The sequence below is a fragment of the Phaeacidiphilus oryzae TH49 genome (assembly GCF_000744815.1).
In the GTDB taxonomy this organism is placed as follows: Bacteria; Actinomycetota; Actinomycetes; order Streptomycetales; family Streptomycetaceae; genus Phaeacidiphilus; species Phaeacidiphilus oryzae.
On the sequence record NZ_JQMQ01000005.1, the window covers coordinates 2693233 to 2713675 of the forward strand.

The following is a 20443-nucleotide window of genomic DNA, read 5'->3' on the forward strand; positions in this document are numbered from 1 at the left end:
ACGGTAGAGACGCAGACGTAAGGACGCACTGGTGACAGCCTTGGACCGGCCGGGCCCGCCCACGCCTGAACGGCGCTGGGACGGCCCTCGCACGCTGCCCAACCAGTCGTCCCCTTCGGTGGACGAGAAGGCGGAGGAGAGCATGTCGGGCGAGCAGCGGGAGCACCCCGTAGGCCCCGAACGCCCCGAGCAGCGCGAGCCGGCGGAGGCCGCGCCCACCACGGAGGCCGCCCCCGCGGAGGCCGCGACCCCCGCGGAGGTCGCCGAGGCCGCCGAGGTCGTGGCCGCGGCCTCGGCCGTCGGCCGCGGCGGCCACGGCGCCCCGGACCGCGCCGCGGCCCGGGCGCTCTTCGTGCGCCTCAGCGGTCTGCCGGAGGGCTCCCCGGAGCGGGTGGAACTGCGCAATCAGCTGGTGCGGATGCACATCCCGCTGGTCGAGCACCTGGCCCGGCGGTTCCGCAACCGCGGCGAGCCGCTGGACGACCTGACGCAGGTCGCCACCATCGGCCTGATCAAGTCGGTCGACCGCTTCGACCCCGAGCGCGGGGTGGAGTTCTCGACCTACGCCACGCCGACCATCGTCGGCGAGATCAAGCGCCACTTCCGGGACAAGGGGTGGGCGGTCCGCGTCCCCCGCCGCCTCCAGGAGCTGCGCCTCGCCCTGACCAGCGCCACCGGCGAGCTCTCCCAGCAGCACGGCCGCTCACCCACCGTCCACGAGCTGGCCGAGCGGCTCGGCATCTCGGAGGAGGAGGTGCTGGAGGGCCTGGAGTCCGCCAACGCGTACTCCACCCTCTCCCTCGACGTCCCGGACACGGACGACGAGTCCCCCGCGGTCGCCGACACGCTGGGCGCCGAGGACGACGCGCTGGAGGGGGTCGAGTACCGCGAGTCCCTCAAGCCGCTGCTCGCCCAACTCCCGCCCCGGGAGCAGAAGATCCTGGTCCTCCGCTTCTTCCGGAACATGACCCAGTCCCAGATCGCCCAGGAGGTCGGCATCTCCCAGATGCACGTCTCCCGCCTGCTCGCCCGGACGCTGGCCCAGCTCCGCGAGAAGCTGCTGGTCGAGGAGTAGCCCCGGGATTCGCCCGGCGAATCCCGGCGGCGCTACGCCTCAGGCCACAGCGCGCGCGTCGAGCGGGGGTGGAGGAGCAGCACGATGCCGGCCACGCCGACCAGCCCCACCAGGACGCCGATCGCCTTCATCGCGCCCCCGGTCTGCCACCCGAAGTAGGTGACGGCCAGGCACAGGGTGTCGATCAGCACCGCCGGACTCCGCCCCCACCGCCGCAGCCGCAGCAGCGCCCGGCCCGCCAGCAGCGGCAGCAGTCCCATCAGCAGCACGATGACCCCGCCGAACTCGGTCAGCCCGACCCCGGTGTGGGTGCGGCTCACCAGTCCTTCGACTATCTGGTAGACCCCCCATCCGGCCAGCGCCGCGCCCTGCAGGAAGGCCAGCGACGCCCCGGCGACCAGCGTCCACGGCCGGCCGCCGGCGTCGCGCGTGGGGGAGGCGTTCGAACCCGCGGTACCCGCGGAGCCCGCGGTGCCCGGGGAACCGGTAGAGGGGGAGGCTGCGTTGGCGGTCACCCCAGCAGACTACGCTCCCCGACCCCCGCACCCGTCGCCCCCCGGTACCAACCGGTAGGTAATCTGAAGGGCATGCGTGCACTCCTGGTCGTCAACCCGAAGGCGACCACCACGAGCGGGCGGACCAGGGACGTACTCGCGCATGCCCTCGCGAGCGACCTGAAGCTGGAGGTGGCGACCACCGCCTATCGCGGCCACGCCCGCGACCTGGCGCGGGACGCCGTCGCGGACCGGGTCGACCTGGTGGTCTCGCTCGGCGGCGACGGCACCGTCAACGAGGTGGTCAACGGACTGCTCGCGGACGGTCCGCGCCCGAACCTGCCGCGGCTGGCCGTCGTCCCCGGCGGCTCGACCAATGTCTTCGCCCGCGCGCTGGGCCTGCCCAACGACCCGGTGGAGTCGACCGGCATCCTGCTGGACGCCCTCAACTCCGGCCGGGAGCGCGCGATCGGGCTCGGCCTGGCCTCCTCCGAGGGGCTGCCGGACCGCTGGTTCACCTTCACCGCCGGCTTCGGCTTCGACGCCGCCGTGGTCGGCCGGGTCGAGCAGCACCGCAAGAACGGCCGCCGCTCCACCCACGGCCTCTACGTCGACCAGGCGGTGCGGCACTTCTTCGGCGAGGGGCGGCGCCGCAAGGAAGGGCCGATCACCCTGGAGTTCCCGGGCGAGGACCCGGTCCCGGGCCTCTCCCTGGCCATAGTGAGCAACACCTCGCCCTGGACCTTCCTCGGCAACCGCCCGGTCTACGCCTCGCCGGAGGCCTCCTTCGAGACCGACCTGGACGTCTTCGGGTTGACCCGGCTGTCAGTGCTGCGCACGCTCCGTACTCTCCCCCAACTGCTCGACGGCGAGGCGCCCGGACCGCGCGGTAAGTACGTGGTGGCCTACCACGATCTGCCGTCCTTCACCTTGCAATCGCAGGAATCCACACCGTTCCAGGTGGACGGCGACCACCTTGGAGAGCGGAAGAAGGTCAGTTTCACAGGCGTGCGACAGGCACTGCGTGTGATTGTGTGACCGCCAGGGCCTTTCGGCCTTGGACTCGAACGTCCAACCGGGCATCACTCCATCGAAGTACAGGGTGTGACCTAAGCGACACCAAGGATTCAAAATTTCCTTCCTGTAGGGGGTTGTATCCGAGGCCGAGGTTTGCGAACCTCTACATGGCGATCGGGACGGCGACACGATCGATCACAGCGATCGATCGGCAGGCCACCCGAATCGTCCGAATCCACCGCATCGCAGCACGTGCCCAGCCCCCACCCGGGGCCATGGCCCGTCTCCGCGTCCGGATTCGTGAAAGCGTTCACATTCACAAGCCACCATTCAGAGTGTCGTGCGGGAGAGACCCGCCGGCAGGAGGAGTTGGACCACCATGGACTGGCGCCACCGCGCTGTCTGCCGCGAAGAAGACCCTGAGCTGTTCTTCCCGATCGGCAACACTGGTCCCGCCCTGCTGCAGATCGAAGAAGCGAAGGCCGTGTGCCGTCGCTGCCCGGTCATGGAGCAGTGTCTGCAGTGGGCCCTGGAGACCGGTCAGGACGCCGGTGTGTGGGGTGGCATGAGCGAGGACGAGCGTCGTGCGATGAAGCGCCGCGCTGCCCGCAACCGCGCCCGCACCGCCTGACCCGACTAGCCGAACACGCTGACGCGGCGTCAACTCGCCGCAGCAGCGGTCGGATTCGGATCCGGGTCAGATCGGATCCGGCGAACGACAGATCAACAGATCAACAGATGATCGAGGCGAGGCCCGCTGTTCAGGCCCCGCCTTTCGAAGCCCGCCGGGCACCGCGCCGGATCCTGAATCCGGGGCGCGTCCCCGGAGGGGCGACCCGCGCGGCCCCCTGGTGCCGATGGTTTGATACCGTCGGGTACGTAGGGGCGCCCCACGGGGCACCAGCGGGACTGACCCGCACCGAGAGCCCCTGCTCCGGCCGACTCCCCCCGACGGCCGGAGCAGGTTTGAGAGGCCCTGCCGACCCTCCCCCCCGGTCGGCAGGGCCTCGCTTTCGTTCTCCGGGCCCGCAGGCCGCGGGCCGCAGGCCGCGCCCACCAGCCCGCACCACGAGGGCTCGCGGGCACCGGCGCCCTCAGTCCAGCGGCACGTCCAGGACCACCTTGGTGCCGCCCCCGGGCGCCGGGGTCATGTCGAAGCGGCCGAGGAGCTCCCCGGTCACCAGCGTGCGGACGATCTGCAGCCCCAGGTTTCCGGTCCGCTGCGGGTCGAAGCCCTCGGGCAGACCGCGGCCGTCGTCCTGGATGGTGATCAGCAGCCGCTTGCCGCCGCGCTCGGCGGAGACCTCGACGGTGCCGGAGTCCTTGGTCCCGTAGCCGTGCTCCAGGGCGTTCTGCAGCAGCTCGGTGAGGATCATCGCCAGCGGGGTGGCGACCGCCGCCGAGAGGATGCCGAAGCTTCCGCTGCGGCGCGCCCGCACCCGGCCGTCCTGGGAGAGCTCCATCACCATGCCGAGCACCCGGTCGGCGATCTCGTCGAAGGCGACCCGCTCGTCCAGGTTCTGCGACAGCGTCTCGTGGACGATGGCGATCGAGCCGACCCGGCGGACGGCCTCGTCCAGCGCCGCCCGGGCCGGGTCCGACTCCAGCCGGCGGGACTGCAGCCGCAGCAGGGCGGCCACCGTCTGCAGATTGTTCTTCACCCGGTGGTGGATCTCCCGGATGGTGGCGTCCTTGGTCATCAACTCGCGCTCGCGGCGGCGCAGTTCGGTGACGTCCCGGAGCAGCACCAGGGAGCCGATATGGGTGCCCTTGGGCTTCAGCGGGATGGCCCGCAGCTGGACCACCCCGTCCTTGGTCTCCACCTCGGTCTGCCGCGGGGCCCAGCCGCTGGCCAGCTTCACCAGCGCCTCGTGGACGGGGCCGCGGGCGGGCGCCAGCTCGGAGGTGAGCTTGCCCAGGTGGTTGCCGACCAGGTCGGCGGAGAGGCCGATCCGGTGGTAGGCGGAGACCGCGTTGGGGCTGGCGTAGGTGACCACCCCGTCCGCGTCCATCCGGATCAGGCCGTCGCCGACCCGCGGCGAGACGTCCATGTCGGCCTGCTCCCCCGGGAACGGGAAGGAGCCGGCCGCGATCATCTGCGCCAGGTCGGAGGCGGACTGGAGGTAGGTCAGCTCCAGCCGCGAGGGGGTGCGGACGGAGAGGAGGTTGGTGTTGCGGGCGATCACGCCGAGCACCCGCTCCCGGAAGAGGATCGGGATGGACTCGATGCGGACCGGCACCTCCTCCCGCCACTCCGGGTCGCCCTCCCGGACGATCCGGGCCTCGTCCAGCGCGGTGTCCAGCATCGGCCGCCGGCCGCGCGGCACCAGGTGGCCGACCATGTCGTCCTGGTACGAGGTGGGGCCGGTGTTGGGGCGCATCTGCGCGACGGAGACGTAGTGGGCGCCGTCCCGGGTGGGGACCCACAGCACGAGGTCGGCGAAGGAGAGGTCGGCGAGCAGCTGCCACTCGGAGACCAGCATGTGCAGCCACTCGACCTCTTCGCCGGTCAGGTCGGTGTGGTGGCGTACGAGTTCGCTCAGGGACGGCATGGGGGGAGCGTAACCGGGCGGCGCGGGGGCTGCGCGCGGGGCGCGGTCGGGCGGGGCCCGGAGAAGACCGCGTCAAGGGCTGGACAACGCCAATTGGTCTAGTCCACAATGAGCTCTGCACAACTCGAGCGGGTCGGCCGCGTATCTGCCCTGACCGCGACCGGACCGCTCGACACCGTCGGCGCGAAGCGCCGCCGCGCGCGATCAGGCGGGCCCGCACACCCGCCGCGCACGGCCGGCGCGACTGTGGGCGCCGACGAGACCGGGCTGCGGTGCCGCGGAGGGCTGAGGGTCCCTCCTTGGCGCTGCAGCCCGTTGTTTTTGCGGGCCCGTAGTTCCCGCTTCGCGCAGTTCCCCGCGCCCCTGCGTTCGGCGCCGAAGGCGCGAATACAGGGGCGCGGGGAACTGCGCGGCCGACCCGCTACGGCGCCGCAGACGCCATCGACCAGCAGGCCGGAGTCCGTCAGTGCGTCTCCGTCACCTTCGCCAGCGCCCGCGGCGCGTCCGGGTCCTGGCCGCGGGCGATGGTGACCTCGTAGGCCAGCATCTGGAGCGGCAGGATCTCCAGGATCGGCTGGACCTCCTCCGCCAGCCCGCCCGGCAGGGCGAAGCCCGCCGAGGCCTGCGCGACCTGCGCCTCCGAGCCGATGACCACCAGGTCCGCGCCCCGCCCGCGCAGCCGGTCCAGCACCGGCTGCAGCGCCTCGCCGCCGCGGCCCTCGGTGACGATCGCGATCACCGGCGAGACGTTGTCCACCATCGCCAGCGGCCCGTGCAGCAGGTCGGCCCCGGAGAAGGAGAGGGCGGGGATGTAGCTGGTCTCCATCAGCTTGAGGGCGGCCTCCTTGGCCGTCGGGTAGCCGTACCCGCGGGAGGTCAGGACCAGCCGCTCCGCGAAGCGGTAGCGCTGGGCCAGCTCCTTCACCTCGGCGCCGCGCGCCAGCACGCCCTCGGCCAGCTCCGGCAGCTTCTCGGCGGCCGCCGCGTCGCCGCCCCGCAGGCCCTCGACGAAGAGGTAGAGCGCCAGGAGCTCGGCGGTGTAGGTCTTGGTCGCGGGCAGCGCCTTCTCCGGCCCGGCCAGCACGTCGATGTGGAACTCGGAGACCTCGGCCAGCGGCGAGGCCGCGTTGTTGGTGACGGCGAGGGTGATCGCGCCGGCCTCCCGCGCGGCCTTGGTGGAGGCCACCAGGTCGGGCGAACCGCCGGACTGACTGACCGTCACCACCAGGCAGTCGGTGAGGTCCTGCCTGGCGCCGTAGGCGGTGACCGTGGACATCGAGGCGAGGCCGGCCGGCAGGCCGAGCTGGATCTCCAGCAGGTACTTGGCGTAGAGCGCGGCGTTGTCGCTGGTGCCGCGGGCGGTGAGCTGGACGAACCGGGGCTTTCGCGCCGCGATCTCCTGGGCGATCCGCCGGATCTCCGGCGCGCCCTCCTGGAGGATGCGGCGGAGTACGGCCGGCTGCTCGGCCATCTCGGCGGCCATGATGCGGCCGGGCGTCTGGCCGGAGGTTGCGGACACGGGAGCCTCCCGAACTGAGTCGTGCTGGTCAGGGCTGGCGGCCAGTCCGCACACGGGCCGCGTTTCAGCTCCGATCCTAAGGGCCCGTCCCGCCGGGGGCACATCGTCACTCCTCCACCTGGCGGCACCGGCCGGGCCGGCCCGGCCGCCCCCCGTGGACCGCCGCAGGCCGCCGTGGACCGCCGCAGACCATTGGCGCCTGCCGACGGGCCGGGCACGGCGGATCGGGTATCCGCGGACATTCCCCCCGCGAACGGCCTGAACGGGCGTCAGCAGCACATCCGACCAAGGGCGTTGACCCTCGCCCCAGGGCTCCGGTCAAGCGTTGATAACGGACCGCGCGAACCCTTGACGCTCCGCATTGGTACGTGCCAACCTCCGTCCATTGGTCTACACCAATCAACGGAGGATGCCTTGAAGCGCAAGATTGCAGCGGCGGCGGCGATCGCCACCGCAACCGTCCTCTCCGCGGCAGCATGTTCTTCGTCCGGCACCTCCACCACCGGAGCGCAGGGCACGCTGAGCACGGACGGCAAGGGCAAGACGATCACCGTCTGGCTCCAGCAGGACGCCGAGAAGGGCTGGATGGACGTCGTCAAGTCGGCCGAGGACCAGTTCACCAAGGAGACCGGCGCCAAGGTCAGCATCCAGTGGCAGACCTGGCCCAACTACTCGGTGAAGCTCGACACCGCGCTGCTCTCCGGCAACGCCCCCGACGCGGTCGAGTTCGGCAACACCCAGACCGCCAAGTACATAGCGGCCGGGGCGCTGGTCGACCTCACCGGTGTGAAGTCCAAGTTCTCCAACTCCGGGAGCTGGCTGGACTCGCTGGCGGCCTCCGGCCAGAGCCCGCAGGGCAAGACCTACGCCGTCCCCTACTACGCCGGCGTGCGCACCCTGATCTACCGCAAGGACATCTTCGCCGCCGCCGGGGTCACCACTCCCCCCACCACCTTCGCCGAGCTCAAGGCCGACCTGGACAAGGTGAAGGCGAAGAACGCGGGCAAGTCCGGCTTCTCCACCCTCTACCTGCCCGGCAAGGACTGGTACGTGGCCACCGCCTTCGGCGCCGACACCTACGGCACCGACGGCGTCATCGCCAACCAGACCAACGGCAGCTGGGCCGGCACCCTGACCGAGCCCAACTTCATCAAGGGCGTCAAGACCTGGCAGCAGTTCCAGCAGGACTACTCGGTCGGCGGCACCACCGTGGACGAGTCCAACCAGGACCAGCTGATGGCCAAGGGCAACATCGCCGCCATCGTCGGCCTGGGCTACGAGGCCTCCACGGTCAGTTCGAACGCCCCCGGCGCCGGCGGCAACCCCGCCCTCGCCGACAAGCTGGCCACCGTGGCGCTGCCCAGCGCGAGCGGCAACGGCACCATGCCGCAGATGCTCGGCGGCTCGGACATGGCGGTGCCGAGCAAGGCCAAGAACCCCGGCCTGGGCGCCGAGTTCGTCCGGATCTTCACCGACACCCAGCGGCAGACCATGCTGGCCAAGTACGCCATCCCCAACAACAAGACGCTGATGTCGAAGTACGAGTCGGTCTCCCCGGGGAACCAGGCCTCCGGCCAGGCGGCCTCCGGCAAGACCTGGTTCATCCCCAACTCCCAGTTCTGGAGCCAGGCCTCCGACGAGACCGCGCTGCAGAACGCGTACTCGGCGATCGCCGGCGGCGCGGACCCGCAGAAGTCCCTGGCCACCGCGCAGACCACGATCCTGGGCGACCTGAACGGCAGCTGACGGCACTCGGTACGGGTGCGGGGCGCGGAGTCCGGCTACGGCCCGCGACCCCGCCCCGCCCCGTCCCCAGGCCGCGCAGCGCGAGGACGACCACCCCGGGAGGACTGACAGAGGATGACCGCGATCGACAATGGGACCGCCGCCGGCGCACGCCGGGGCGGGCCGGCCGGCGGCCGCCCGGGTGCGGGGCCGGACGGCCGCCGCCGGCGCGAGCACCGGCGTGAACGGCGGAGCGGCGGAGGGCTCCCCTACGCCCTGATCCTGCCCGCCACGGCGGTGCTGCTCGGCGTCGTCGGATACCCGCTGGTCAGACTGGTCCAGCTCGCCCTGCAGAACGCCAACGACTACCTCCACCTGGCCAATCCGGCGCTGATCAAGTACATCGGCTTCGCCACCTTCCAGAAGGTGCTGTCCGACCCGACCTTCTGGACCTCGGTCGAGCGGAGTCTGATCTTCACCGCCGAGGTGGTGGTCGCCTCGATCGTGCTGGCGCTGGCCGTGGCCGCGCTGCTCGGCCGGGTCAGCGGCTGGGTGCGGGTGACCGTCCTCACCGTGCTGATGTTCGTCTGGGCGATCCCGGCGATCGTCAGCGGCACGCTCTTCCGCTGGCTCTTCGCCAACAACGGCGGGGCCGTCGACTACCTCTGCTACCTGCTGGGCGGCAAGGGGATGCTGCACCACGACTGGTTCGTGGACGCGAACCAGGGCCTCTACGTGGTGGTCGCGGCGGTCGTGGTCTGGGGGGCGCTGCCCTTCCTGGTGCTGGGCTTCCACGCGGCGATCGGCCAGGTCCCGCGGGAGCTGACGGAGGCGGCCCGGATCGACGGGGCCTCCGCCTGGCAGGGCTTCCGGCACGTCGTCCTGCCGGTGATCCGGCCGTTCCTGGGGATCGCCACCGCCCTCAGCTTCATCTGGGACTTCCAGGTCTTCCCGCAGATCATGGCGCTGCGGGCGGGCTCCCCCGAGGCCGGCTACCAGGTCATCGGGGTCTACCTCTACGAGAAGGGCGTCGGCAGCTCGCACTACAGCAGCAGCGCGGTGATCTCCATCGCGATGATCCTGCTGATGCTGACCGCCCTGGTGCTGTACATCCGGCAGGCGCTGCGGACGGGAGAGTCGGACTGATGGCTGATCGACGAGCACCGGCCGCCCGGCTCTCCACGGGCTTCTCCGGCCCCGGCCGCAGCCGGGCGATGACCGGGGTGTGGAACACGGTGGCCCTGGTCTTCGCCGCGGTGATGGCCTTCCCGCTCTACTGGCTGCTGCTGACGGCCGTGCAGCCGGGCCGGGACCTGCTGAGCGCGTACCCGAAGTTCTGGCCGACCGGTATCCAGTTCGGCAGCTTCCGCACCGTCTTCGCGGACTCCAACTTCGCCACCGACCTGCTGAACACGGCGATCATCACGGTGGGCGCGATCGTCCTCGGCCTCGCGGTCGGCTTCATGGCCGCGGTGGGCGTCGCCCGCTTCCGGTTCGCCGGGCGCAACCCGTTCGTGGTCGCCATGCTGATCGTGCAGATGGTGCCGCTGGTGGCGCTGGTCATCCCGCTCTTCATCGTGCTGGACCGGGTGGGCCTCTACGACCAGCTGTTCGGGGTGGTGCTGGCCTATCTGGTGTTCACCATCCCGTACGTGGTGTGGACCCTGCGGACCTTCATCGTCAACATCCCGCGGGAGCTGGACGAGGCGGCGATGGTGGACGGCTGCACCCAGTGGGGCGCGTTCTTCCGGGTGGTCCTGCCGCTGACCGTGCCCGGCCTGATCACCACCGGCGTCTACTGCTGGATCCAGGCCTGGAACGAGTTCGCCATCGCCAACACCCTGCTGACCAGCGCGGGGAAGCAGACCTCGATGGTCTGGCTGACCGGCTGGAGCGCCTCGCAGACCCATGGCGCGGACTACGGCGCGCAGATGGCCGGCAGCCTGCTGATCTCGCTTCCGGTGATCATCCTGTTCACCCTCCTGCAGAAGCGCCTGGCCGGCGGCCTGACCGCGGGCGCGGTCAAGGGCTGACGACCCCGGCAGGGCGATCGCACGCCAACCCCACGTCAACACGTACGGAATCCCGCCCGAGGGACGAGGAGTAACGCAAACCATGGATGACCTGCGGAGTGACGCTGGCGCGGTGCTGCAGCCCGGATTCGCCGGGCTGACCGCCCCCGAGTGGGTGCGCAGGGCGATCGGCGAACGCGCCCTCGGCGGCGTCGCGCTCTACGGGCGGAACGTCCGGGACACCGCCCAGGTCGCCGCGCTCACCGGGGAGCTGTACGCCCTCAATCCGGAGATCCTGGTGGCCACCGACGAGGAGGGCGGCGACGTCACCCGGCTGGAGACCGACAGCGGCTCCTCCTACCCCGGCAACCTCGCGCTGGGCGCGGTGGACGACACCGAGCTGACCGAGGCGGTCGCCCGCTCGATCGGCCGGGACCTGGCCGGCGTCGGCATCGGCCTGGACTACGCGCCGGACGCGGACGTCAACTCCAACCCGGACAACCCGGTGATCGGCGTCCGCTCCTTCGGCGGGGACGGCGAGCTGGCCGCCCGGCACACCGCCGCCTACGTCCGCGGGCTGCAGTCGGCGGGGGTCGCGGCCTGCGCCAAGCACTTCCCCGGGCATGGGGACACCGCCGTCGACTCCCACCTCGGGCTGCCCCGGATCGAGTTGGACGAGGAGGCCTTCGCCGAGCACCTCCGGCCGTTCCGGGCCGCGATCGAGGCCGGGGTACGGGCGGTGATGACCGCCCACATCCTCTTCCCCGCCTACGACGAGGCGCTGCCGGCCACCATGTCCCGGCGGATCCTCACCGGGCTGCTCCGCGAGGAGCTGGGCTTCGGCGGGCTGATCGTCACCGACGGCATCGAGATGGCCGCGATCTCCGGCACCCACGGGGTGGCGGCCGGCACCGTACGGGCGATCGCCGGCGGCGCCGACACCATCTGCGTCGGCGGCGGCCTGCGCGACGAGGACGCCTTCACCTATCTGCGGGACGCCCTGGTCTGGGCGGTCCGGGAGGGCCGGCTCCCCGAGGAGCGGCTGCACGAGGCCGCCGAGCGCAACCGGGCGGCGGCGGCCTGGGCGCGCGAGGGGCGCGAGGCGTCGGCCGGAGGCGGGGGCGTGCGCACCGGCGCCAACGGCCACCGGGCCATCGGCCTGACGGCCGCCCGGCGGGCGCTCCACCTGGAGGGGAAGCTGACGCCGCTGCACGGCGTGCCGCACGTACTCGAGTTCACTCCGGTGGCGAACATCGCGGTGGGCGACGAGACCGCCTGGGGCGTGGCCGGCCCCCTCGCCGAGCTGGTCCCCGGGACCACCATGACCCGGGTGACCGCCCCGTCGGGGGGCGGGGCGGTCCCCCGGGTGGACATCGAGCCGCTGGTCGGCGCGGCCGTCGGCCGGCCGCTGGTGGCCGTGGTCCGCGACGTCCACCGTTACGAGTGGATGCGCCGGGCGGTACTGGCGATCACCGAACGCCGCCCGGACACCGTCGTGGTGGAGGTCGGCACCGGCCACGGCCTGCACGAACTGTTCGCGGCCAACGGCACCACGGTGCTGGCGACCCGCGGCAGCGCCCGGGTCTGCGGCGTCGCCGCGGCCGAGGCACTGACCGGGCGCACCCCGGACCCCGCGGGGACCTGAGCCGCTTCCGGGTGAAGACATGCCACCATAGGGCGAACTGGCCAGTCAGAGGGAGAAGACAGCGGGATGACCACCGAAGGGGTCCAGCAGGACGACTCGAACGCCGCTCCCACCGCGGTGGTCAGCGCCCGCGTGCCGAAGTACTACCGCCTCAAGCGGCATCTCCTGGAGATCACCCGGACCCAGGCCCCCGGCACCCCCGTGCCGCCGGAGCGCACCCTGGCCCTGGAGTTCGAGACCTCCCGCACCACCGTCCGGCAGGCGCTCCAGGAGCTGGTGGTCGAGGGCCGGCTGGAGCGCATCCAGGGCAAGGGCACCTTCGTGGCCAAGCCCAAGGTGTCCCAGGCGCTCCAACTGACCTCGTACACCGAGGACATGAGGGCGCAGGGCCTGGAGCCGACCTCCCGCCTGCTGGAGGTGGGCTACATCAGCGCGGACGACCGGCTGGCCGGCCTGCTGGACATCCGCCCGGGCGGCCGGGTCCTGCGCATCGAGCGCCTCCGGCTGGCCAACGGCGACCCGATGGCGATCGAGACCGCCCACCTCTCGGCCAAGCGCTTCCCGGCCCTCCGCCGCAACCTCGTCAAGCACTCCTCGCTCTACGCGGCCCTGGCCGAGGTGTACGGGGTGGCGGTGGCCGAGGCCGAGGAGACCATCGAGACCTCGCTGGCCACCCCGCGCGAGGCCGGGCAGCTCGGCACCGACGTCGGCCTGCCGATGCTGCTCCTCTCCCGGCACTCCTTCGACGACCGGGGCGAGCCGGTGGAATGGGTGCGCTCGGTCTACCGCGGCGACCGCTACAAGTTCACCGCCCGGCTTCGCCGACCGAATTGACGGTTCGTCAGTTCACGCGGAATACCGCGAGGCTTTTCCGGACTTGACCGGATTACGCCCGATGTCGATCGCCCAGAACGCGGGATTATCCGTCGGACCTCGTGACTTGGCGATGCCTTTGCCATAGATTTCCTGCCTCATCAGGATTGCATAAGCACGAGCATTCTCGGAGCCGCGCCATGGCAGAGTCACCGCCGCCCGCCGCCGTTCCTGAGCCGAGGGGCCCGCAGAGCCCCTCCTCAGCGGACGGCCTTCCCGTGATCACCCCCACCAGGGTGGTCGTGGCCATATTGGTCATCGCGCCCTTCGTGGCTCTGCTGTGGGTCTCCTCCTACTCCAAGACCGGTCCCACGCTGGGCGGTTGGCCGTTCTTCTACTGGTACCAGATGATCTGGGTACTGATCTCGGCCGCACTCACCGCGATCGCGTACGTCCTGGTCCGGCGTGAGGAGAAGGCGCGCAAGGCGCTCCGCGCGGCACGCGCCGGCGCCGCCGAAGGAGAGGCCGAGCAGCGATGAACCACGGACTCAACGGAGTCGCCCTCGGCGTCTTCATCTTCTTCTTCGCCCTGGTCACCGTGCTGGGCTTCCTCGCCGCCCGCTGGCGCCGCGCGGACAACGCGCTGCACCTGGACGAGTGGGGGCTCGGCGGCCGCAGCTTCGGCACCTGGATCACCTGGTTCCTGCTGGGCGGCGACCTGTACACCGCGTACACCTTCATCGCCGTCCCGGCGGCGGTCTTCGGCACCGGCGGGGCCGGCTTCTTCGCGGTGCCGTACACGATCATCTGCTACCCGCTGGTCTTCCTCTTCCTGCCGCGGCTCTGGTCGGTCTCCCACCGGCGCGGGTACGTCACCCCCGCCGACTTCGTGAAGGGCCGCTACGGCTCGCGCGGGCTCTCCCTGGCCGTCGCGCTCACCGGCATCCTCGCCACCATGCCGTACATCGCCCTCCAGCTGGTGGGCATCCAGGCGGTGCTGGACACCCTGGGCCTGGGCGGGTCGAGCGGGTTCATGAAGGACCTGCCGCTGCTGATCGCGTTCGCCGTGCTGGCCGCGTACACCTACTCGTCCGGCCTGCGCGCCCCCGCGCTGATCGCGTTCGTCAAGGACACCCTGATCTACATCGTGATCATCGTGGCCGCGATCTACATCCCGATGCGGCTGGGCGGCTGGGGCCACGTCTTCCACTCCGCGGCCGACTCGCTGTCCAAGACCAACCCGGCCACCGGCAAGCCCAAGGGCTCGCTGATCGTCGGCGCGCAGGGCCAGTGGGCGTACGCCACCCTCGCCCTCGGCTCGGCGATGGCCCTGTTCATGTACCCGCACTCGGTCACCGGCGTCCTCTCCTCCAAGAGCCGGGTGACGGTCCGCCGCAACACCGCGGTGCTGCCCGCCTACTCGCTGATGCTGGGCTTCCTCGCCCTCCTGGGCTTCATGGCGATCGCGGCCGGCGTCGGCAAGGGCGTCACCGGCTTCAACGCGCAGCTGGCGGTCCCCGAGCTGTTCGACCGGATGTTCCCGAGCTGGTTCACCGGCATCGCCTTCGCCGCGATCGGCATCGGCGCGCTGGTCCCCGCGGCCATCATGTCGATCGCCGCCGCCAACCTGTTCACCCGGAACGTCTTCCGCGACTTCATCAAGCCGGACGCCACCCCGGAGCAGGAGACCAAGGTCTCCAAGATCGTCTCGCTGCTGGTGAAGGTGGGGGCGCTGGTCTTCGTCCTGGGCATGGACAAGTCCTTCGCCATCAACCTCCAGCTGCTGGGCGGGATCTGGATCCTGCAGACCTTCCCGTCCCTGGTCGGCGGCCTCTTCACCCGCTGGTTCCACCGCTGGGCGCTGCTCATCGGCTGGGCGGCGGGCATGGCCTACGGCACCTGGGGCGCGTACAGCGTGGCGGCGCCGGGCAAGCCGGGCTCGCACTTCGGCGGCTCCAGCGTCAACATCCCCGGCCTGGGCCACACCGGTTACGTGGGCCTGACCGCCTTCGTCCTGAACGCGGTCGTCGCGGTGGTCTTCACCCTGATCTTCCGCGCCCTGAAGGCCCCCGCCGGCCGGGACGAGACCCAGCCGTCCGACTACACGGCCGACAAGGGCGACCCCGAGACCGCCGAGGACCTCCCCCTGGCCCCGACGGCAAGCTGACCCACGCGCCGCGCGCCCCGAGCGCAGCGCCGCAGGCGCAGGCAAGGGGCGCGGGGAACTGCGCGGCCCGCACGCAACGGCGCCGCACCCGGCAGCGGAGTCTGGGTTGCAGCCCAGTGGCCGTTGCCGAGTGCGGCGCCGTTTGCGGCCGGCCGCGCAGTTCCCCGCGCCCCTGCGCGCGCCTGCGGCGCAGTGCCCGGGGCGGCGCCGTTTGCGTCAGTCGTTCGGGACCGTCTCGTAGCCGACCGTCTTCTTCGCCATCTGGCGCATCGCGTCCTTGCGGTCCCGCTTCGACAGCCGGTCGATGTACAGGTAGCCGTTCAGGTGGTCGGTCTCGTGCTGCAGGCAGCGCGCGAAGAAACCGGTCCCCTCGACGCTCACCTCGTTGCCCTCGCGGTCCCGCCCGCGGGCCACCGCGAAGTCCGGGCGGGCCAGGTCCACGTACGCCCCCGGCACGGACAGGCAGCCCTCCGGCGACTCGTCCAGCGTCCGCTCCGCCGGGTCCAGCTCGTCCAGCACCGGGTTGGCCAGCACCCCGACATGCCGGACGCCCTCGTCGTCGGGGCAGTCGTAGACGAAGACCCGCTGGTCGACGCCGATCTGGTTGGCCGCGAGGCCGACCCCGTCCGCCGCGTACATCGACACGAACATGTCGTCGACCAGCGCCTGGAACTCCGCGCCGAAGTCGGTGACCGGCTTGCAGGGGCGGTGCAGCACCGGGTTGCCGACCACCGTGATCGGCCGAACGGTCCCCTTGGAGGTGTCCGGAAGCTCGCCGACCACCTTCTGGTCGACCTGCCGCTCTTCCGCCTGCTGCTCCGCCATCGCCCGTGTCACGCCTTCCTCGACCTGTCCCTTGCGAAGGACCAGGTTACGGGTCCCGGCGGGATGGTTCCGCCTCAGCAGACCTCTTCGAGGTCCCGGTACCCGCGGGCCTCCGGCCGCGCCGCCACCCAGCGGTCCAGCAGCGCCCCGACCAGCTTCGGCGGGGCCGCGAGACCGCACTCCCGCTCCGGCACCCAGGAGGCGCCGAGCGAGCGGTGGCTGAGATGCCCGCCCAGATGCCCGTCGTCATGCGGGTCGTGGTGGCCGGTGAGGCCGTCGTCGATGTCCATCCGGCTCTCCGAGCAGGTGCGGCAGAGCAGCCGCACCGAGGAGGTCCAGTCCTCGGCGGCGTACCCGGCCTCGGAGACCAGCCGCTCCAGCGCGTCCCGGTCCCGCTCCTCGGCGGCCTGCAGCAGCACCACGTACGTCGGCACGGGGGACGGCGCCCACAGCTCGATCTCGTCGAAGACGGGGTACGGCACCCCGTCGGCGACCCGCTCGCCGTGCGGGGCGCCGTCGTGCAGCACCACCTCGCCCCAGCGGCGGCCCGAGGAGGGCAGCGGGATGGACAGCACCTCGACCCGTGCCGGATCGATCCGCCGGCCCCAGACCACCTCGGACTCCCCGGCCGGGGAGAGCCGCACCGGGGTGGTGCCGAAGTCCAGCGCCACCGGGCCCTCGCCGACCGGCACCTTCAGCCCGTACGCCTGCCAGGCGCGGCGGGCCAGCGGCCAGTCCTGGAGGGCGGTGGCGGCGATCCCCAGGTTCCACCAGTCGGGGGCGCCCGGGTGCCGGTCCAGCAGGGCGACGGCGCGCAGCCCGGCGGCCCGCGCCTGCTCCCAGTCCCGCTTGAACTTGTGCAGCAGGGCCAGGTTGTACCAGGAGTCGGAGAGCCAGGGCTCGAGGTCGGCGGCCATCACCAGGAGGGCCCCGGCGTCCTCGTAGCGCCCGTCACCGATCAGCGTGAAGGCCCGGTCGGTCGTCCGCCGCCAAGTGGCGGACGGCCGGTGCCGCGCCCGGTTGAAGATCCTCACGTTTCGGCCTGCCACTGTCTGTCCGCCCGGCGCCTTCCGGCCCGGGTCCCCTGCGGAATGTGTGCGTCCCTGTCTCTCGTGGTCAGCCGCTCACCCCGTTCCCTGCCCAATTGCCAAGGCCCGGAAGCCTTTCGGCGACCCCCGCTCGGCATCCAACCACGACCGGGCCGAACGGCGCTCCCTACGACCGAGTACAGACCCGGGCCAGCGCCTCCACAACCCGGGGATCGAACTCACGAGCGGATCGGAGGCGCAGGCGTTCCAGGACCTCCAGCCGGTCCGCGAGGCGCTCCTGAGCCCCTCCGGCCCCGATCACCCCCGTTCCCCCACCCGCGCCGACGGCCGTCCCCACGGCCGCCCCCACCGCGGCCCCCCGTTCGAGCTCCTCCTCGGCGGTCAGGTCCGCGAAGGCGTTCGCGGCCCGGATGATCCGCGCGGCCAGCGGCGGGGCCGACCGGTGCGGGCCGGGCCGGTACGGCTCCGCCTGGCGGGCCACGATCTCGGCCACCTCGGCGATCTCCGCGCTCGCGCCCGTCCGCAGCACCACCTCGCTGCCCAGCTCCGCGATCCGCCGCTGCTCGTCCTCCGCGAGGATCACCGTGGCCCCGCCCGGCACCGCGTCCACCAGCGACAACTGCCCCAGGTCGTGCATCAGCGCGGCCTGCTCCAGAATCCGCAGGTCGCGCTCGCCGAGGCCCAGCTCGCGGCCGGTGAGCCTGGCCAGGTCGGCCACCCGGCGGGCATGCCCGGGCAGGGTGTAGCCGGCCACCTCGGAGGCCCTGGCCAGCGAGCGCACGGTCTGCCACTGGGTGGCCCGGACCGCCGCGTACCGGCCGAAGGAGGCCTGGGTGAGGAGCAGCGGCACGGAGAAGAGCGGGAGGGCCCACAGCCCCACCTCGCCGACCGCCACCGCCATCACCATCCCGGTGGCCACGATCGCCGAGCCGATCCCGAGCAGCGCCTTCACCTCGTCCCGCAGCGTCCGGCCGAAGGCGGTCCGGCAGCCCGCCCGGCAGTACCGCAGGACGGCCGCGAGGAGGACGTCGCAGATCGCGGCCAGGGCCGCGCAGGCGGCCAGGAAGAGGCCGTAGAGCGGCCCGCGGACGCCCAGCGCGTCCAGCGTCCCGGAGTCGTAGAGGGGCTGGAAGAGCACCGCGATGAAGAGCACCACCAGCAGCCGCCTGGCGTGCACCGCGGGATCCGGCAGCCGCCGCCGGACCAGGTGCGGGACCAGCCCCACCAGGCCGCCGACCCAGGCCACCGCCACCACCTGGAACACCCCGTGGCTGGTCGCCCGCCCCTGGTCCGGGCCCAGCAGGGCGTACGCCAGCGCGCCCGCGGAGCCCAGCGGGGCCTGCTCCCGGTCCCCCGGCAGGGCCGTGCGCACCAGCTCGCCCACGGCGACGAAGGCGCCGAAGGCCAGCGCCACCCCGGGCTGGGCGAGGCCGCGCCAGGCGGTCACCGCCACCGAGACGCAGGCCGCCAGCCCGGCAGCGCCGTACACGCCGGCCCCGACGGCCGCACCGAGGGTGGCCGCCAGGGGGCCGCCGCCCAGCGGCGCGCCCCTCCCGGCCCGGCGCACGGCCTCCGCTACCGGGCCCAGGGACGCCCACCGGGCGATCAGCGGGGGGATCGGGCGCACCGGCCCGCTCATTCAGGCCGCCTCAGCGTCCGCGGCCGGGCCGCCCCGGCCGGGCTGCGGACGGGCGCTCTCGCGGCCCGGACGGGGCCGGCAGCCGTCCTGGAACCGAGCGCCCGCGCCTCCACCCGCTGCCGCTCGTGCTCGCGCCGGCCCTCCCGGTCGGGTGGGTCCGCACGCGCCCACGGGTTCTCCCGCTCCCGCTGGTTCTCGCGCTCCAACCGGTCCGCACGCTCGCCGCCGTCCGCCGGGCCGGCCGGCCGGTCGTCCCCCTGTCCGCACCCGCAACCGCAGCCGCTCAGCGGGGCCCGCTCCAGGCCGCGGTTCTCCGGGAGGCCCAGCGGGATGTCCGGCACCCCCTCCATCTCGGGTCCCGACGGGCCGGGCTCGACCTGCCAGCCGTGCCGGCCGACCGCCGAGACCAGCGCGCCGACCATCACCGGGTCGAACTGGCTCCCCGAGCACCGCCGCAGCTCGGTCACCGCCTCCGCGACCGGGCGGGCGCGCCGGTAGGACCGGGTGGAGGTCATCGAGTCGAAGGCGTCGGCCACCGCGATCACCCGGGCGAACTCCGGGATCGCGTCGCCGGCCAGGCCGAACGGGTAGCCGCGGCCGTCCCAGCGCTCGTGGTGGTGGAGGATGCCGGCGCGGGCCTCCCCCAGGAAGGAGATCCCGCGCACCATCTCGTGCCCGTACTCGGGATGCAGCTCGATCGCCCGGCGCTCGGCCGGGGTCAGCGGGCCGTTCTTGCGCAGCACCCGGGTCGGCACGCCCAGCTTGCCGATGTCGTGGAGGGTCCCGGCGACCCGCAGCGAGGCGATCCGCTCCTCGTCCATCCCCAGCTGGCCGGCCATCAGCACGGCGGCCCGGCCGACCCGCTCCGAGTGCCCGCGGGTGTAGGAGTCCTTGATCTCCACTGCCTGGACCAGGGCCCGGACGGTGGCCGCGTGCGCCGCCTGCTCCCTGGCGTACAGCCGGAGCACCCACGCCGAGACGGTCAGCGGCAGCAGCACCAAGGCCCCCGCGAAGGCCCCGTAAGGTCCCTGCCAGAGCACCACCATCAGCAGCCCGACGAGGCCGTGCGCCAGCGCGGGGAGGAGGCTGCGGCGGAGCAGCCCCCGAGTCGCGGTCCGCCGGTCGACCCCTTCGACCAGCATCCGGGCCCCGGCCACCAGCGCCGCTCCGGTCAGCACATACGCGAGGGTGGCCGGCCAGGCCGGGATCAGCAGGGCCGGCAGCGACAGCCCGCGCCCGCCCTCGACCCCGCCGCCGGGCAGCGCCGCCCGGAGCAGCCGCGGCCCGTCCAGCAGCCGGAAGACCAGGCCCGCGCAGTTCGCGGCCAGCGCCAGCTGGGCCGCGTTCCACAGCGGCCGCAGCACCCGTCGCGGCTCCCCGCCGCCCGCGGACCGCCGGGCGTACACCGCGGCCAGCAGGAGGCCCGGCAGCGGTACCAGTCCGGCCGCCGCCGGGGGCAGCATCAGCACCGCCCCGATGAGCACCGGGAAGTAGGGCGCACCCACCGCCCTGAAGTGTGCTGATTCGTTTTGGCAATTGCCTCGGCGATGGTCCGAGCGAAGTCCGGCCCATTCGCAGCCGAAGGCCAGCAGGGTCAGCACCGCCGCCCGGGCCGGAGCGTCCGGCAGGGGGCCCGCGGAGAGGAGCCGCGCGCCGGGCAGCACCGCCGCCGCGCCGGGCAGCAGGGTGAGCGTGGAGACGGCGGCGAGCGCGGCCGTCGCGGCGAGATAACCGCCGGCGGTGGGTCGCGGGCGCAGCGCCGGCCGCCGCACAACGGCGGTGGACGTCGTGGAAATCTCGGCCTCCCCCTGCCAACGTGCAACCAACGTCTGTCGTCGCCCCACAAGATAAGTCGGGAAGCGGACGCGCAAGGCGTTCTCTGCTCTTTACGCCGTCCGGAGTCGTTTCCCC

Annotated in this window: 17 protein-coding genes; 10 read left to right on the forward strand and 7 right to left on the reverse strand. The window is 72.5% G+C overall.

Translation table 11 applies throughout. The features are described 5' to 3' along the window. The first annotated feature begins 142 nt into the window (after positions 1 to 142). Positions 143 to 1075 carry an RNA polymerase sigma factor SigF gene (locus BS73_RS15790; protein ID WP_235215677.1) on the forward strand — a complete coding sequence of 311 codons (933 nt, stop codon included), beginning with the start codon at positions 143 to 145 and terminating at the stop codon, positions 1073 to 1075. Between the two features lie 32 nt (positions 1076 to 1107). On the opposite strand, the gene BS73_RS15795 is transcribed toward BS73_RS15790, so the two are convergent. Then, positions 1108 to 1590, reverse strand: a complete 483-nt coding sequence (locus BS73_RS15795; protein ID WP_051939980.1) for a hypothetical protein — start codon at positions 1588 to 1590, stop codon at positions 1108 to 1110. 72 nt (positions 1591 to 1662) lie between these two features. On the opposite strand from BS73_RS15795, the gene BS73_RS15800 reads away from it, so the two are divergent. Beyond that, positions 1663 to 2607 (forward strand): diacylglycerol/lipid kinase family protein, encoded by a 945-nt coding sequence (locus tag BS73_RS15800; RefSeq protein ID WP_037572984.1) that lies wholly within the window; start codon positions 1663 to 1665, stop codon positions 2605 to 2607. Positions 2608 to 2965: 358 nt separating this feature from the next. After that, on the forward strand, positions 2966 to 3217 hold the full coding sequence (locus BS73_RS15805) for a WhiB family transcriptional regulator (protein WP_014138019.1): 252 nt from the start codon (positions 2966 to 2968) through the stop codon (positions 3215 to 3217). Positions 3218 to 3680: 463 nt separating this feature from the next. Here BS73_RS15805 and BS73_RS15810 read toward each other — a convergent pair whose 3' ends face one another. After that, the gene (locus BS73_RS15810) at positions 3681 to 5138 is read right to left on the reverse strand and encodes a sensor histidine kinase (protein WP_037572989.1); all 1458 of its coding nucleotides are present in this window, start codon (positions 5136 to 5138) and stop codon (positions 3681 to 3683) included. Positions 5139 to 5601: 463 nt separating this feature from the next. Further along, positions 5602 to 6621 carry an SIS domain-containing protein gene (locus BS73_RS15815; protein ID WP_051941444.1) on the reverse strand — a complete coding sequence of 340 codons (1020 nt, stop codon included), beginning with the start codon at positions 6619 to 6621 and terminating at the stop codon, positions 5602 to 5604. A 450-nt stretch (positions 6622 to 7071) separates the two neighbouring features. Between BS73_RS15815 and BS73_RS15820 the strand changes: the two genes are divergently transcribed. The 7 genes from BS73_RS15820 to mctP all read left to right on the forward strand — a co-directional run bounded on the left by BS73_RS15820 (position 7072) and on the right by mctP (position 15019). Next, entirely contained in the window at positions 7072 to 8403 is a 1332-nt protein-coding gene (locus tag BS73_RS15820; RefSeq protein WP_037572993.1) for an extracellular solute-binding protein, read from the forward strand. 114 nt (positions 8404 to 8517) lie between these two features. Then, a complete protein-coding gene (locus tag BS73_RS15825) occupies positions 8518 to 9528 on the forward strand; it encodes a carbohydrate ABC transporter permease (protein WP_037572994.1) in 1011 nt (336 codons plus the stop codon). After that, the gene (locus BS73_RS15830) at positions 9528 to 10415 is read left to right on the forward strand and encodes a carbohydrate ABC transporter permease (RefSeq protein WP_037572995.1); all 888 of its coding nucleotides are present in this window, start codon (positions 9528 to 9530) and stop codon (positions 10413 to 10415) included. The genes BS73_RS15825 and BS73_RS15830 overlap by 1 nt, the downstream gene beginning before the upstream one ends. An 82-nt stretch (positions 10416 to 10497) precedes the next feature. Further along, entirely contained in the window at positions 10498 to 12039 is a 1542-nt protein-coding gene (locus BS73_RS15835) for a glycoside hydrolase family 3 protein (protein WP_037572996.1), read from the forward strand. Positions 12040 to 12105: 66 nt separating this feature from the next. Next, complete coding sequence (locus tag BS73_RS15840; RefSeq protein ID WP_037572998.1) at positions 12106 to 12873, forward strand: GntR family transcriptional regulator; 768 nt, start codon at positions 12106 to 12108, stop codon at positions 12871 to 12873. A 281-nt stretch (positions 12874 to 13154) separates the two neighbouring features. After that, a complete protein-coding gene (locus BS73_RS15845; protein WP_322987270.1) occupies positions 13155 to 13391 on the forward strand; it encodes a DUF3311 domain-containing protein in 237 nt (78 codons plus the stop codon). Then, positions 13388 to 15019 carry a monocarboxylate uptake permease MctP gene (mctP, locus tag BS73_RS15850; protein ID WP_037573002.1) on the forward strand — a complete coding sequence of 544 codons (1632 nt, stop codon included), beginning with the start codon at positions 13388 to 13390 and terminating at the stop codon, positions 15017 to 15019. The genes BS73_RS15845 and mctP overlap by 4 nt, the downstream gene beginning before the upstream one ends. 216 nt (positions 15020 to 15235) lie before the next feature. Here the strand turns inward: mctP and def are convergent, their stop codons facing one another. The 4 genes from def to BS73_RS15870 form a co-directional block, all read right to left on the reverse strand. Continuing rightward, complete coding sequence (gene def / locus BS73_RS15855) at positions 15236 to 15844, reverse strand: peptide deformylase (protein ID WP_037573013.1); 609 nt, start codon at positions 15842 to 15844, stop codon at positions 15236 to 15238. 74 nt (positions 15845 to 15918) lie between these two features. Further along, positions 15919 to 16878: a tetratricopeptide repeat protein gene (locus BS73_RS15860; RefSeq protein WP_037573019.1), complete on the reverse strand. Its 960-nt coding sequence runs from the start codon at positions 16876 to 16878 to the stop codon at positions 15919 to 15921. A 181-nt stretch (positions 16879 to 17059) separates the two neighbouring features. Next, complete coding sequence (locus tag BS73_RS40365; RefSeq protein WP_265736861.1) at positions 17060 to 18520, reverse strand: HD-GYP domain-containing protein; 1461 nt, start codon at positions 18518 to 18520, stop codon at positions 17060 to 17062. 8 nt (positions 18521 to 18528) lie between these two features. Continuing rightward, on the reverse strand, positions 18529 to 20304 hold the full coding sequence (locus BS73_RS15870) for an HD-GYP domain-containing protein (protein ID WP_063837002.1): 1776 nt from the start codon (positions 20302 to 20304) through the stop codon (positions 18529 to 18531). Positions 20305 to 20443: the final 139 nt, after the last annotated feature.